Origin of the sequence: Aliinostoc sp. HNIBRCY26, from assembly GCF_050235535.1 — a bacterium.
Lineage (GTDB): Bacteria > Cyanobacteriota > Cyanobacteriia > Cyanobacteriales > Nostocaceae > Trichormus.
On the sequence record NZ_CP189852.1, the window covers coordinates 6266240 to 6281613 of the forward strand.

Below are 15374 nucleotides of genomic sequence, written 5' to 3' on the forward strand. Positions count from 1 at the left end.
ATTCAAAATTCAAAATTCAGAAATGGGTATGCGGGTGAAATCTCCCCTACACCCTTACACCTCTATACCCCTATATCTGCAATTAATCTCGCTTTGCGGAGAATGAAGCGCAGAACGGTTTCTTGGCGGGAGATGATATCGGCTTGGCCTTCCATGCCTGATTTGAGTTGACATGGCCTGTAACTTCTGCCGACGTAGGGGTTTTGAGGTTCGATAATTACTTCGTATCCAGCTTTGGGTGGGGTGGGTAATGGGGTGTTGTTGGCAATGGGGAGGGCATCGGCGGCGATGGTTTTGACTGTGCCTCTGAGAGTGCCGTAGTCTGGATAGGGACAGGCTGAAACTCGCATCTGGACTTGTTGACCGGGCTTGACTTTATTTATTTCTTGTGCTGGGACATAAGCTTTAATCAAAATGGGGGCATTGAGAGGGGCAATTTGGGCGATCGCTTCACTCGGTTGCACTACTTGTCCTGGATTGCGTAAGTTAAATTGCAAGACTGTTCCGGCAATTGGGGCGCGAATGACACTCTGATTGATGTCGTTTTCAATTTGTTGGAGTTCTTTACGAGTTTTATCTAGTTGTGTCTGAAATTCTAAGCGTTGTTGCAGCAGAGTTTCTCTTTCTTTATTTAAAGCTGCTAATGTCCCTTCACCTTTAGCCTGTTCTTGTTGAATACGTTCCGAGGCGACAATCACGGGTGCATGACTGGGATTCAGGGCTGTTCTGGCTTTGAGTAAATTAGCTTGGGCGGTGGTGAAGGCTTGTTCTTTTTCTTCGAGGAGGTTTTTGGCGTTGGCTTTGGCTTGTGCGAGTTTGGCTTCGGCGGAAATTACCGCTTGGGCTTTTTCTTCAAGGAGGTTTTTGGCGTTGGCTTTGGTTTGTGCAAGTTTGGCTTCGGCGGAAATTACGGCTTGTTCTTTTTCTTCGAGGAGATTTTTAGCGTTAGCTTTGGCTTGTGCGAGTTTAGCTTCGGCGGAAATCACCGCTTGGGCTTTTTCTTCGAGGAGATTTTTAGCGTTAGCTTGGGCTTGTGCTAGTTTCGCCTCGGCGGATTTGACGGCTTGGACTTTTTCCTCATAGACGTTGCGCGCGATCGCACCGGATGTAACTATCGGCTGCATTCTATCTCGCTGGACTATGGCTAAATTTAAGGCAGCTTCAGCTTCTTGGATAGTAGACTGTAACAATTTTTCCCGTTGCAGGCGATCGCGTTGGGCTTTCGCTAAGTTCAAAGCTGCGGCTGTTTCTTCTACTGTTGTGCTTAAAAGATTGTCACGCTGGAGGCGATCGCGTTGTTCTCTGGCTAGCTTTAAAGCTGTTTCCGCCTCTTGGATGTTGGCTTGCAGGAGGTTTTCCCGTTGTAGGCGATCGCGTTGGACTTTGGCTAATTCTAAGGCTGCTTCTGTTTCTTGAATAGTGGCTTGCAGGAGGTTTTCCCGTTGCAGGCGATCGCGTTGTATTCTAGCTAAAGTCAAAGTTGCTTGTGCTTGTCCCATATCAGCCATAGCTTTAACTTGCTGATCTGTATAGTTGCGTTGTGTCCCACTCAGTTCAGCTTGTGCAGCCATAGTGAGGCGTTGATTTAAGTTCCTCTGCGCCGCAATTTGTGTATCAATTTCTCTTAACTGAGCATCTATTTGATTGAATTGTAATTGACTTTGTTCAATAGTATTTATTAACTGACTTTTTTGATTTTGCAAACGAGAATTATCAATATATGCAATGGCTTCTCCTGCTGCGATCGTCTGATTTTCTGTCACCGCAATTTTGGCAATTTTGCCACTGATTAACGACTGTACAACCTTAATATCTCCCACAGGCCGAATTGTAGCCGGGACTTTCACCGTCACGTTGTATTTCAAAATCGATGTCAGAGCAATTCCTGCTAGAAAGATAGTTAATATTATCCCTCCCCCGATACTTGTCCATTTACCCAAGTGGGGAAGAAATTCGTTGGCTTCTAGTATAGGAAGTTGCTCAGGAATCTGTTCATTAGACTGATGCCAAAAATTATTTTCTTGGCGGTGTAAGGTGTTCACAGTATTGCACCTGCTGTTGCTCAATGTGTAAAAAAACAGAATAATGGTGGCAGGTTTTGTGGTTCACGACAAAGTTTTAGGAGTCAATTTTGCATACCTTTAGACTGATACCTATTACTTTCGGAGTAAATTGAGGCATCAACTGAAAAATGCTACTAATATTAGCAAACATTATGGATGATTATTGATATAATCATCGCAGGGGAACAAGAAAATATTGCCTACTGCGGTAATTATTTTTCTTGTAAATCTAGCGTTGGTAGCGTCTAGAGAACACAGAGGAGAACGCTCAAACTCCCTCAAAATCCTCACTTACGTTGAGCGAGTTAATATTATCTCCTCTCCCCCTTTTTTTAGGATGAAGTAATTGGTAATTTAGCCAACTAAATTACATACATGATTCATGTTTGATTGTCATATTTTCTTGATCACTAAATTCTTACACTTGATTTCTGCACAAATATAAGTCTATCGAGGATGTGTTAGGCGTAAGGACTAAACTCACCAAGACTTGAGCAATGTGCATTGCAAAAATCAAATAAGAGTTATACAGACAGATTAACCCTATCCAATATCATGCTAGATTATTGAAAACACAAGAAATTTTTGATCTATGAATATTCTGATGCAAGTGCAAGATATCATCAGAGTATTAGATTCATTTTTGAATTTCCTTGAACGATGATGAGATGATGGCAAGTAAAAATGGTTTCCTAATTCAAGGAAAATTTATCTGGAATATTCACGTTGACATAATTGCTGATCAATTCCCAAAGTAGACGGCGCGACTGGGAATATTTATATTATTGTAGCTGCAATGATTAACTTATTCTGAATAGTGATCGCAGCTTTCTGATGAATGCGTCCGAAAATTATTTCTAGATAAATAGATCAACATGATTGTCAGCCTCACTTACTAATTAGGTGTATTACCACCTACGAACTTAACTATAAGGATTGTTCTGTAATAATTCATAAATCTGAAGACATAAATCATCTTAGTAAAATTATGTCTTAAAGTAGATACCGAAATATTAAGAGAGTCCAAAAGCCTAAATTACCCGATTTATCGCCATAATTTCCTTTGTCCCCCTGCTCCCTGCCCCCTGCTCCCCTGCCCAAACAGTGATAGTATATGTTTTTAGCTGGAAGTCCTATCTTGGAATTGCGTCTTCAAATCTGATTCACCATCGCCACAATAGTAGACAAAGGAACTTCCGCAAAATACTGCTGCTGAAATTGTTCTTCACTCACAGCAGCGAGAAATTCTGCTACAGCTACATCACCTTTCGTCTCCAAGAGGCTGCTAGAATTCCAAGTAAATTGCAAATTACGGTCTTGTCTTGTGACAGTAAATCCCCAATATTTTAAAGCCTTAATGCCTAAAAATAAAGCGCGATCGCTGATTCCCAATTTCTCTAAAAGTTGTACACGGGTGACTAATTGATTTGTTCGACTCAGGTATTTAGCAATACCCACAAGTGTCAACCAAATTGCCTTGGGTGGTTTATGATCAGGTTTTGACCAAGCTAAAGCTAATTGTTGATGATTGTATAGCGATCGCCGCCACCAAGCACGCAAATCATCCCAATGAGTCGGACATTCTTCTAATATCAGAGATGGGGAATTAGGGACGAGAGACTCGGAGAGATTGCGCCAATCTAGAATATTTGCGGAATGTTGGGTTTGTGGTGTTGAATTTTCGCTAGAACGAACAGCAATTAATCTAATTTCATAGCGTTTTTTGAAAGTGTTATAGTCTAATTCAGCAATACAATCACATCTACCCACGGGTAATTCTTCTTTATAATGTCCCCACCAAATCCCAGGAAAAGGATTTCTAGTAGAATCATCGCGAATATCAAAATCGGTTTTAATATACTGTACTTTTTTCCCTTGTGAATCTTGTTGATTGCGATGCCAAGTATTTTCAAACCAACAGTTTTTAATAAATAATTTAGGCACAGGATTTCCCATCCCACAAGGTTCTAATAATTTGAGTTCTAAAAATAATTCTTTACCCAAATCGGCTACTGTCACTACAATATCTGCTTGTACCGTAGGGGTAAGATTGATTCCACCTAAAGTTTGCCGTAATTGCTGATTAATCGCATCTCGAAATAAAGGAATATTTTCCACTGGTAAACTCAACCCAGCAGCATAGGGATGTCCGCCAAAACGATGTAATAGATAAGCTTGGTCTTTCACCAACTGATATAAATCAACGGAGTTAATTGAACGGGCTGAACCTCGTGCTAGTTCTCCATTCCCTTCCGTACTCAACAAAATCGTTGGGCGGCCTGTTTCTTGGGCGACTTGTCCAGCGACTAAGCCTAAGACACCTGCTGGCCATTGGGGGTCTTCGAGGACGATGACACTAGTAGTTGAAAGGTCTAACTGGCTGAGTTTTTGGTTAACTTGGGTTTGTACGTCTTTTTGCAGAGATTTGCGGCGCACGTTGGCTAGTTCTGTGACCTCTGCGAGTTCATTGCAGCGTTTCACATCGCGACTGGTGAGTAATTCTACACAGAAACTAGCATCACCTTGGATGCGGCTAACTGCATTGATGCGTGGCCCTAAACCAAAGGAAATATCTGTGGGGCGATCGCCACTTTTCTGGCACAATTCCAATAATCGCCCTACTCCTGGCCTGCGGCGCAGTGTAGGTGGTTGTTGCAAATCCGCTTGTAGTCTTTGAATTCCTAACTGTGCTAAATATCGACAATCACCACTTAACTGCACTAAATCAGCGATTAAACCAACCGCAACTAAATCTAATAAATTCTCTAATGGGTCTTGGGGAATATCAGGTAAAGTTTGATAAAGGGCTTCCACCAATTTATAAGCCACCGCCACCCCAGACAAATTATACAGTGGATGTTCCTTGGGTAAATAACGGGGATTAATAATTGCTGTGACTGGTGGACGTTCTGTTGGTAAAGTATGATGGTCTGTGACTATGACATCTATACCTAATTTTTGAGCATAGATAATTTCATCAATATTAGTGCTGCCAGTGTCACAAGTGACAATTAATTTACAATCTTGTGCCGCTAAGTTATTAATACCAATTTCATTCAAACCGTGGGATTCTTTTAATCTATTGGGAATGTAATAAGTTAACTGTTGATGTTGAGTAAAAAATTGTCCTAAGCCATCCCAAAGTACAGAAGTAGAGGTAATTCCATCAGCATCAAAATCACCCCAAATCGCTACTTTTTCACCTACCTTGCGTGCTTGTTGTAAACGCGCCATTGCTAAGTGCATTTCTTGCCCAAACTCCAAGGGGCTAGCGGGTTGATATGTTTTATGGTTAAGAAAAGCAGCTAATTGTGATTTATCTTGAATTCCCCGTTGCCATAACAATTGGGCTGCAAATAATCCACTTGATGATGCAGGCGCGTACTGTTTGATTAATTGGATAAACCACGCTGGTGGTTCTTCAGTTGTTGCTAAAATCCACTGCATTGAATTAATTTAAATTTGAATATTCTTTAAAGTTAGTATTCAGAAATTTAGAGATTATTGATAAAGTAAATATTAGGTAGGGTGTGTTACGGCATTTTCAGGATTTGAGTATGAGCGACAGTATAAATTGCCGTAACGCACCGTGTGATTATGGTGCGATGCGTTACGCGTTGCTTTAACGCACCCTACTAGACTACAAAATTCAAAAAATCACAATATAAATTATTCATTATTTATAGGCTCATTGACGAGAGGATTTAAAATTACTTCATTAGCAAATCCATCAGGTTTACGGGCGCGAATTGCAGGACGAGAACGTCTATAACCTGCCCTTTCTGCTTTTTGATGTTCATAATCAATTAGTCTGCCATAATAGGGATGTTTGCTTAAATTCATTGATAGAAATATATGTTGGCGGATATTACCAAAGCCTTTACGATTGAAAAACTTCACGGCGGGTATATTAGTAGGATCAGTATCCACTAACATAAATCTTGCGCCATCTTCAATCATGCGAGCAACAACTTTATCAACTAACTTGTCTGCAACTCCTTGACGCTGAAATTTAGGATTGACACCCAACCATAAAATATAACCATAAGTCCAAGATGCTTTAGTAATAATCGTCCCTAAAATGAATCCTGCTAATTCTCCATCTGTTTCCGCCACTAGACAGTATTCTGGATCTGTGTTGTAAAGTCCGATGACTTCCCACTCATCCCAGGTACGGTATAGATAGGGATATAAATCACTAGTAAATAATTCTTCTCCCAAATGATAAACGGGGGCAATATCATCAATCCCTAATTCGCGAACATAAATAGCATCATTTTGATCAAAATTTGTCATAAATATTAAGGGTGTAAAAGAATTGGTCATAGGGCATAGGGCATGGGGCATGGGGCATAGGTATGAAATCTACCTTGTCTACCTTGTCTACCTTCCAATCCCCAGTCCCCAGTCCCCAGTCCCCAGTCCCCAATCCCCAATCCCCAATCCCCAATCAAATTGTTACTTCTTGAATATTAGCGATATTTGGTAAATTATTTTGGCTGCTGGTGTCTTCAGTAGTGGGAATGCGATCGCACCTCATAGCAAACTGACAATAGTTACAAGCTTTATTACCTTCTGCCACTTGGGGAAAGGGTTGATTTTGTTGATAAAGTGCTAACCAATTAGTTAATTTATTTAACGACTGATGAAGTTTCTTCGCAGTTTTTTCGTGTTCGCTAGTGCTGTAAGTAAATTTCAGATTTTGTGGTTTACCTTCAGATTGGATAAACCAATAGGTCATAGAAATATTTTCTGGTAAATAGGTGCTAGTTTCCGCTAAGACATACATATATAGCCGAGTTTGCCAGTTTTGGGCTAACTTGCGTTTATCTGGCGGTTTGGGATAAGTTTTCCAATCTAAGATTTGAGCTTGTTGGTTATCCCCAATGAGTAAATCATAAATAACAGTTAGTAAATAATCTTGCACTTGCAAGGTGCGGTAGTGTTCGCTTTCCCGAAAGATTTCAGCATTCGTTGTGGTTTGGATAATCTCTGGTGCTGCGTCAGCAAAAGCAGACATCCAACTTTGCAATTGTGTATCGGCGGCTAAGAGATGATCAATTGGTAAACCCATTTCTCGCTGCTGCATTAGCAGGTGAAAGCGACTACCTAAAATCTGACGTGCTTCGTGTTCAGGATCTAAAGGCGAGTTGAGTTGTTCTAAATAAGTGTGCTGAAATTTACGGGGACAAGTCTCTAGTAAATTGAGATGTCCTTGAGAAAGTCGTAATAGTTGAGTAGAAGTTGTCAGCATTCTCTCATTGTAGGGGTGTAAGGGTGTGAGGGTATAGGGGTGTAGGGGTGAATGAGAGATTACCCGTCTTGAAAGTGCTGTTAGCGGTAGCGGGGAGTTTAGCCGGTGCTGAGTGCAGTTTTTCTTCTCTTGCTTCCCCCAAACCCTCACACCCTTACACCCTTACACCCTTATACCCCTACACCCCTAAAACCATGAGAAAAGGGAAAAGAATGAACCTTACTAGTGAACTTCATCCTTTTCCCTTTTTATGTACCTGATGCTTATTTAATGTTAGCCCTTGCGTCCCTAACTGCGGCAACAAAAAATAAACCAGTTAGAGGAATACTCAAAGCTAAGATGATGGCGGTGATTTGTACGCCTAAATCTGGCTGTCCTGAACTTAATTCAAACACTGAACCAACAGCTGCGATCGCTGTTACACAAGAGCTAGCTAGAAAAAAACCACTTTTTGGAGTTAAATACACTACTAGACCACCCTACTCTACTGGTTTGACTGCTTGATACGAGAAGCCATTCTTAGATAACTCTTGTGCCAAAGTCAAGGAGTTGTCTACACGATCTACAAACACTACACCATTGAGGTGATCCATTTCATGCTGTATACAGCGTCCGAGTAAGTCAGTAGCTTTAAGTGTTTGGGGGCGGCCATTTTCGTCTTTATAAGACACTTCCACCACTTCAGGACGCTTAACATCCATATACACACCAGGAATACTCAGACAGCCTTCTTGCGCCGTACAAACTTCGCGACTGACTTGTTTAATGGTGGGGTTAATCAAAACCAATGGCGGATTATCAGGGTTATCCGGTTCGCAATCGATTACAATTAACTGCTTATTAATTCCAACTTGGGGTGCAGCCAAACCTATGCCATCATTGCTGTACATAGTTTGTAGCATTTCGCGTATAAGTTGACGAATTTCATCGTCTACCTTATTTATCCGCTTGGCAGGTTGACGCAGAACGCGATCGCCTAGATAGTGGAGTTTCAAAGGCGGATTTTTTAACTTTTTTTTCTCAACAGCAATTTCAGAGGGCATGACTTTCGACGGCTAGATTTTGACAATTCCTATTAGTTTAATTCTATCAAGAGACTGGGGACTGGGGACTGGGGATTGGGGACTGGGGACTGGGGATTGGGGACTGGGGACTGGGGATTGGGGACTGGGGATTGGAAGGTAGACAAGGTAGACAAGGTAGGAGAGGAGCAAAAAACTAATAACTAATAACTAATAACTAATGACTAATGACTAATGACTAATGACTATTGACTAATGACTATTGACTATTGACTAATGACTATTGACTATTGACTAATGACTATTGACTATTGACTATGTTCAAATTCCTGACAAAACTTGACTATCTCCTCAAGGAAACCTTTCTGGGTTTGTTGCGTGGTGGGTGGATGAATTGGGCGGCTGTTAGTACAGTTACCGTATTATTATTTTTATTTGGTTTGAGTTTGCAGACTTCTTGGCAAGTTGAAAAACTCCTCAATCAATTTGGTAGTCAACTAGAGGTGTCAGTTTATCTAGATACTGACACACGCGCCCAAAATCTTGAAACATCGGTGGTGCAAATGCCAGATGTGGTACATATACAAACTATCACCAAGGAACAAGCTTGGACTAAGTTAGTTAGAGAATTGGGGATTTCGGATATTGATAATGCGACACAACAGTTAGGGGAAAATCCCTTGGTTGATGAGATGAAAGTTAAAGCACGTAACCCTCAAGTTGTGCCGAATTTAGCGACGCAACTGGCGAAATTACCAGGTGTAGAAACGGTGCAGTATATAGATGAAGCTGTCAAACGTATCGCCCAGTTACATCGGGGTTTAAATTGGATTACTGTCACGATTACCAGTATTTTGACATTAACCGCGATCGCAGTCACCACTACCACTATTCGTCTGATTGTTTTGGCGCGTCGGCGGGAAATTGAAATTATGCAGCTAGTGGGTGCTACGTCGGCGTGGATTTATCTCCCGTTTATTTTACAAGGAATCACCTTTGGTTTACTAGGAGGTGCGATCGCCTGGAGTTTGATTTCCGTAATTCAGCAGTTCATTTCTAGAATGCTCACCAATCAACCAGAATTTATTCAATTTATCACCAACGGTTTACAACTCACACCAGGGCAAATTTTGTTTTTACCCCTAATGTTATTAAGTTTCGGCGCAGGTGTAGGATTAATAGGCAGCTTATTTGCAGTCAGACGCTTAGTTAAAAAAATTTAGCAAATTGTTAACTAATAACTAATGACTAATGACTAATGACTAATGACTATTGACTATTGACTATTAACTAACCATGACATCTCAATGGGAATCTCTATTAAAAAATCTTGGTGAATGGAAAGGTTCATTCATTCGCTTTTCACCCCAAGGGGAACTTTTAGAAGGTGTAAAAAGTGTTGTTTCTTTTGAAGGTTTGAACAATAATCAGACTATTCGTCAGGTTGTGCGCCGCGAAGGACAAGCTGATTTAGTTTTAGACTACACTTCCCTACCTCGGACTACGTTATTTTTTCCCAATGGCTCATTTTCGCAAGGTACAGTTCAACTCGCACCGTTTACCGCATTTGGTGCAGAACTGGGATTAATCTACGAAAATCGTCGTTTGCGGCTACTTCAGTTATTCAATAAAAGTGGACAACTATATCAAATCACTCTCATTCCTGAACACTTAGCCGGTACCGAACCAATAGAAACTCCTCGTTTGCAGGTAAATGACTTGTTGGGAGAATGGCAAGGTGAAGCGATAACTATGTATGCTAATTTGAATCCTGCTGATACATTCTCAACTAATCTCACACTAACACTCGACAACAACGGGCGATTAATTCAAACTTTGAATTTTAGCGATCGCACAATTACTTCAACTGCTACGATTCAGGGTAACACCATCATCTTTGACCAAAATCCCCAAAGACAAGTACAAGTTTTACTCCTCCCCAATGGTGCTTCCGCAACTTCTCCTCTCAACCCACAATTCAATCAAGGATTAATTTTAGAAGTAGGTTGGTTAATTCAACCAAACCTCCGCCAGCGTATGGTTCGCAGTTATAACAATAAAGGCGAATGGGTGAGTCTGACTCTTGTAACAGAACAGCGAGTTAAGCTGTAGTTTAGAGGTTGTTTGAAAACTTAAGAAAAATAAATTTCAACCAAGCCAGCAAATTATCACTCAACAAAGAACGAAAAAATGATTTTGGAGGGGGTTTGGGGGACGCAACCGTCCCCCAATCGGGGGCTTGGGGGAGAATCCCCCAAATCTTGCTCATTGTCTAATAGGCAGAGCAAAAATTGAGAAATTAACTCTCACCACCTTAACTGAACCGTATAGACAAAATTATAAGACTTGTGTATACACAATAGACTTTTTTACGGGAATCTCTGACATCTCATAATTTATTTGGCAGACTAGTAGACTGTTGAACCTGCGAATTTTAAATTTAAAATTTTGGATAATAAAATTGTTTTTAATACTAGTCCCGCAAGATAGTAAACAAAATAGTAAAGGTGGGTTTTCAAAAAAATCTGTTTTTCTAACGTAGATATCTCACAGAACCCGACCTTACAAATCATCAATATAGTTTCTGATTTTTAGATATTTCTAATTTCCTTAAATGTCTTAACTGTCTCCTTAAATTTCTTAACTGTCTTATTAAATGTCTTAACTACTATTGCATTTTATTGCTAAAACTGGGATTATCTATCTGCTGAATAATCATAAAACCCTATAAATAAGAACAATAAATCCTAATTAAAAACCTATATTAACTTTATAAATAATAAATATTAATAAGGACATAGAGGCTAATGCAGTTAAATAATCATAGTCAAATTTTAGCAACATCAAATGATAAAATTTCTCTCTATAGAAAAATCGAAGTTGCTATCTTGTCGAGTTTGACTGTAAGTGATTGTTTAGTCCGAGAGAAACAAACACCAAAGCAACAACAGGAATTAGTTGCTTATGTAGTTCCATCGGGTTTATTTATACCAGAGCAATTATCGTCTCATCTGCAAACAATTCTGCCTCAAGAATTAATACCTACAGCATTTGTAGCAGTCTCCACCATACCCCTAACCGCCGCAGGGGAAGTAGACGAAGTGAGTCTAGCCAGTTTAGAAGTGATTGACTTTGAGTTAATGCGTAGTTTAGAAAAAGAATTAGAGTCATTACCAGAAATTGAGCGTGTCGCAGTTGTTGCTGAACCTGTTGTTAACAAAATTCTCCCTCTACATTTAGATGATTTACTAGGTGAAGCTCAAGTAAATCTTGATGAAAATAACCAAGCGATACAAATAAACACCCATAGTCAGACAATAGAAAACAAAAATTTATCTTCTGCCAAAAAGTTAGCGATTAGTTGCGGCGAACCACTTAAATACTCTAAAGATGCTCCTCAAACTTTAATAGAAGTATTACAACAAGCCTCGAAAAATTCCACTAAAGGGATTATTTACATTAAATCTGATGGCAGTGAGCAAGTTCAATCTTACAAAGAATTATGGCAAGATGCTCAACGCATTTTAGCTGGATTGAGAAAACTAGGACTTAAACCTCAAGACAAAGTAATTTTTCAACTAAAAGATAATCAAGATTTTATCTGTGCTTTTTGGGGTTGTGTGCTAGGTGGCTTTGTTCCTGTGCCAGTATCTATTGCTTCAAGCTATGAATTAGCTAATAGTACCGCCAGTAAATTGCAAAACACTTGGCAGATGTTGGGGAAACCTCTTATTTTGACGAGTGTTGTTTTAGCCAACGATATTGATGATTTTTTTAAGCTGTTAAACTTAGAAAATTTTCAGATTGCAACTATTAATAAATTACGTGAATATCAACCAGATTTAAACTACCATCAAAGTCAGCCAGAGGATTTAGCAATATTGCTTTTAACTTCAGGCAGCACCGGAATACCCAAGTGTGTGATGTTAAATCATCACAACATTTTGAGTATGACGACTGGATTAATTTTAATGGGTGATTTTTCCAGTCAGGAAAGCGTTTTAAACTGGATGCCTTTAGATCATGTGGGTGCGCTAGTTTCGCTGAGTATTATGGCTGTGAGTTTAGGTTGTCAGCAAATTCATGTACCTACTAACCTAATTGTGCAGAAACCACTCCAATGGCTAGATTTGATTGATAAACATCAAGCTACCATTAGCTGGTCTCCTAATTTTGCTTTTTCCCTAATTTGCGATGCCCTTGGCAACCTTTCTTACGAAACACAGCGCGATCGCAATACTAAAATTAATCGTCAGAATTGGGATTTATCCTCCATGAAGTTTATTATCAACGCTGGAGAACCAATTGTGACAAAAACAGCCAGAAATTTCTTAAAACTGCTGAGTTGTCATGGTTTGCCAACTGATGCGATTCATCCAGCTTTTGGAATGTGTGAAACTTCCTCTGGTCTTACTTACTCTGACAGTTTTTCTTTAGAATCTTCATCAGATGAAACTTCATTTGTTGAACTAGGACTACCAATTTCTGGTGCTTCATTACGCATTGTTGACGAAAATGAACAGATAGTAACAGAAAATACTATTGGACGTTTACAGGTAAAAGGTGAGTCTGTTACTAAAGGTTATTATCAAAATCCCCAGGCAAATCAAGAAGTTTTTACATCTGATGGTTGGTTTAATACGGGAGATTTAGGTTCTCTTAATCAAGGACGCTTAACTATTACTGGAAGAATCAAAGATGTCATTATTATTAATGGATTGAACTACTACTGTCACGAAATTGAAGCTGCTGTTGAAGAACTAGCAGGAGTAGAAGTTTCATATACGGCAGCCTGTGCAGTCAGACAATCAGGAATTAACACAGATAAACTAGCAATATTTTTCCATACTTCTATTACTGAGGATGCCAGTTTATTAACGCTACTTAAAGAAATTCGCGTTTCTGTAGTCAATAAAGTGCGGATAAATCCAGATTATCTGATTCCAGTAGATAAAGAAACTATTCCGAAAACTGCCATAGGAAAAATTCAGCGATCGCAACTCAGCCAACGTTTCCAAAAAGGCGAATTTCAATCAATTACTAAACGCATTGATATATTACTGGGTAATGCTAACACTATTCCCAATTGGTTCTATCGTCAAGTTTGGCAATCCAAAAATCCCATTACTATTAATTCTGCTTTCACTGCTACTAATTCCACATTAGTATTTTTAGATGCTGATGGTTTGGGTTCTTATTTATGTCAAATATTGTCAGAACATAACCTGCCATATATAAGTGTTTCACCTGGAGAAGATTTCCGCAAAATCAATCACACACACTACACCATCACACCAGGACAAGCCAAAGATTATCAACTTTTACTCGAATCTTTAGCAGCAGATAATATCATTATTGGGCAAATTCTTCACCTATGGACTTATAACCAATATATTGGCGAAGTCAAAAGCATTGACACTTTAGAACAAGCACAAGAATACGGCATATATAGTTTATTATTTTTGACTCAAGCTTTAGCCAAAGTTCAAGGTGTTAATCATTCAGTCCAATTATTATTTATTTCTTCTCATATCCAGGCTATTGCCTCAGATGACCCCATAGCTTATGAGAAATCAGCAGTATTAGGACTACTGAAAACCATTCCCCAAGAATTACCTTGGTTAAATTGTCGTCACATTGATTTACCCTTTGCTGAAACGGAAATAAATGGAGAATTTATCTTAAAAGAGAGCCAAATTTTTGCCAAGGAACGAGAAGTAGCTTACAGGAATGGACAGCGTTTTGTTTCCCGACTAGAACAAGTCGATTTTATCAGCCAATCTCAACCTTCAATTACCTTCAAGCAAGGTGGGATTTATTTAATCACAGGCGGACTTGGTGGTATAGGTGTCGAAGTTGCTCGGTATTTACTGCAACATTATCAAGCCAAATTACTGTTAGTCGGCAGAACCCCTTTAACTTCAGAAAAACGCCTCAAAATCTATCAAGAATTAAAACAACTTGGGGGAGAGGTAATCTACGAAGCTGTGGATATTTGTGATTTAAAACAGTTGCAAATCACAGTTGACGAAGCTCAAGCTCAATGGGGTAAAAACCTAGATGGCATACTGCATTTAGCTGGAACTTTTCATGAGCAACTGGTAATTAATGAGACTCAGGAAAGTTTAAACTCTATACTTCGTCCTAAAGTTTTAGGAGCTTGGGTACTGCATCAATTAATTAAACACAATCAAGACAATATTTTTATTAACTTTTCTTCAGCACACGGCTTTTTTGGGAGCATCGCTGTCGGAGCTTATGCTGCTGCTAATAGCTTTTTAGATTGTTTTTCTCATTACCAAAATGCCCAGGGTAAATTAGCCAGCTATTGTTTCAGTTGGAGTATGTGGGATGACAAAGGCATGAGCCAAGGATATCAGATGAAGAATCTGATCCGCGCCAAAGGTTTTTATATTATGTCTGCTTCCCAAGCCATATCTTCAATGCTTGCTAGTCTACAACATCAGCAAACAAATGTATTGATAGGTTTAGATGGAAGCAATCAAAACATTCAATGTTGGCAGTCTCAAATATTTAATTTGCAGAAGTTAACTGCTTATTTTACTTCTAGACTTAACGAAGTTAAGTTATCAAATTTACGAGTACAAGACCGCTTTGATAATGCTTGTAATTGCGACTTGGTACAAATTCCAGAAATTCCTTGTTTGGAAAATGGCGAAATTGATCGTGTTAGCCTCATTAACAACATTAAGTCTCAGGAAACTAGAGAGCGAATAGAACCACGCAACGAAATAGAGATGAAAATTGCTGAATGTTGGCAGCAAGTTTTGAAAGTGCAACTGCTAGGCATTTACGACAACTTTTTTGAACTGGGGGGAAATTCCTTACTTGCTGGACAAGTGATTGCTGGTTTACGCGAAGATTTCGCTGTGGAATTATCGTTACAGCGTTTGTTCCAAGCACCTACTATTGCTGATTTAGCTCAGACAATTGTAGCAATTCAAGCAGTAACTCAAAATAAAAATTCCTTTACTGAAACACTCGCAGAAGAATACGAAGAGGATTATTTATAAA

Annotated in this window: 10 protein-coding genes; 3 read left to right on the forward strand and 7 right to left on the reverse strand. The window is 39.4% G+C overall.

Annotated elements, in window-relative coordinates; translation table 11 throughout:
- Positions 1–62: 62 nt before the first annotated feature.
- The 7 genes from ACQFX9_RS26510 to ACQFX9_RS26540 form a co-directional block, all read right to left on the reverse strand.
- The gene (locus ACQFX9_RS26510) at positions 63–2042 is read right to left on the reverse strand and encodes an HlyD family efflux transporter periplasmic adaptor subunit (RefSeq protein ID WP_427159537.1); all 1980 of its coding nucleotides are present in this window, start codon (positions 2040–2042) and stop codon (positions 63–65) included.
- Positions 2043–3215: 1173 nt separating this feature from the next.
- Positions 3216–5510 carry a single-stranded-DNA-specific exonuclease RecJ gene (gene recJ, locus ACQFX9_RS26515; RefSeq protein WP_427159538.1) on the reverse strand — a complete coding sequence of 765 codons (2295 nt, stop codon included), beginning with the start codon at positions 5508–5510 and terminating at the stop codon, positions 3216–3218.
- Positions 5511–5732: 222 nt separating this feature from the next.
- Positions 5733–6359: a GNAT family N-acetyltransferase gene (locus ACQFX9_RS26520; RefSeq protein ID WP_427163011.1), complete on the reverse strand. Its 627-nt coding sequence runs from the start codon at positions 6357–6359 to the stop codon at positions 5733–5735.
- A gap of 154 nt (positions 6360–6513) precedes the next feature.
- Positions 6514–7317 carry a PD-(D/E)XK nuclease family protein gene (locus tag ACQFX9_RS26525; protein WP_427159539.1) on the reverse strand — a complete coding sequence of 268 codons (804 nt, stop codon included), beginning with the start codon at positions 7315–7317 and terminating at the stop codon, positions 6514–6516.
- 263 nt (positions 7318–7580) lie between these two features.
- The gene (locus tag ACQFX9_RS26530; protein ID WP_103136319.1) at positions 7581–7784 is read right to left on the reverse strand and encodes a hypothetical protein; all 204 of its coding nucleotides are present in this window, start codon (positions 7782–7784) and stop codon (positions 7581–7583) included.
- 12 nt (positions 7785–7796) lie between these two features.
- Entirely contained in the window at positions 7797–8360 is a 564-nt protein-coding gene (gene def / locus ACQFX9_RS26535) for a peptide deformylase (protein WP_427159540.1), read from the reverse strand.
- Positions 8361–8392: 32 nt separating this feature from the next.
- Positions 8393–8515 (reverse strand): hypothetical protein, encoded by a 123-nt coding sequence (locus ACQFX9_RS26540; RefSeq protein ID WP_427159541.1) that lies wholly within the window; start codon positions 8513–8515, stop codon positions 8393–8395.
- Between the two features lie 141 nt (positions 8516–8656).
- Between ACQFX9_RS26540 and ACQFX9_RS26545 the strand changes: the two genes are divergently transcribed.
- From ACQFX9_RS26545 to ACQFX9_RS26555, 3 genes are all read left to right on the forward strand, one after another.
- Positions 8657–9562: a cell division protein FtsX gene (locus tag ACQFX9_RS26545; protein ID WP_427163012.1), complete on the forward strand. Its 906-nt coding sequence runs from the start codon at positions 8657–8659 to the stop codon at positions 9560–9562.
- 73 nt (positions 9563–9635) lie between these two features.
- The gene (locus ACQFX9_RS26550; protein ID WP_427159542.1) at positions 9636–10451 is read left to right on the forward strand and encodes a DUF3598 family protein; all 816 of its coding nucleotides are present in this window, start codon (positions 9636–9638) and stop codon (positions 10449–10451) included.
- 695 nt (positions 10452–11146) lie between these two features.
- Positions 11147–15373 carry an SDR family NAD(P)-dependent oxidoreductase gene (locus ACQFX9_RS26555; protein ID WP_427159543.1) on the forward strand — a complete coding sequence of 1409 codons (4227 nt, stop codon included), beginning with the start codon at positions 11147–11149 and terminating at the stop codon, positions 15371–15373.
- Position 15374: the final 1 nt, after the last annotated feature.

Bases quoted from the DNA above. Each gene is read 5' to 3' on its own strand.
- recJ (WP_427159538.1), bottom strand. From the start codon at position 5,510: ATGCAGTGGATTTTAGCAACAACTGAAGAACCACCAGCGTGGTTTATC.
- ACQFX9_RS26520 (WP_427163011.1), bottom strand. From the start codon at position 6,359: ATGACAAATTTTGATCAAAATGATGCTATTTATGTTCGCGAATTAGGG.
- ACQFX9_RS26525 (WP_427159539.1), bottom strand. From the start codon at position 7,317: ATGCTGACAACTTCTACTCAACTATTACGACTTTCTCAAGGACATCTC.
- def (WP_427159540.1), bottom strand. From the start codon at position 8,360: ATGCCCTCTGAAATTGCTGTTGAGAAAAAAAAGTTAAAAAATCCGCCT.
- ACQFX9_RS26545 (WP_427163012.1), top strand. From the start codon at position 8,657: ATGTTCAAATTCCTGACAAAACTTGACTATCTCCTCAAGGAAACCTTT.
- ACQFX9_RS26550 (WP_427159542.1), top strand. From the start codon at position 9,636: ATGACATCTCAATGGGAATCTCTATTAAAAAATCTTGGTGAATGGAAA.
- ACQFX9_RS26555 (WP_427159543.1), top strand. From the start codon at position 11,147: ATGCAGTTAAATAATCATAGTCAAATTTTAGCAACATCAAATGATAAA.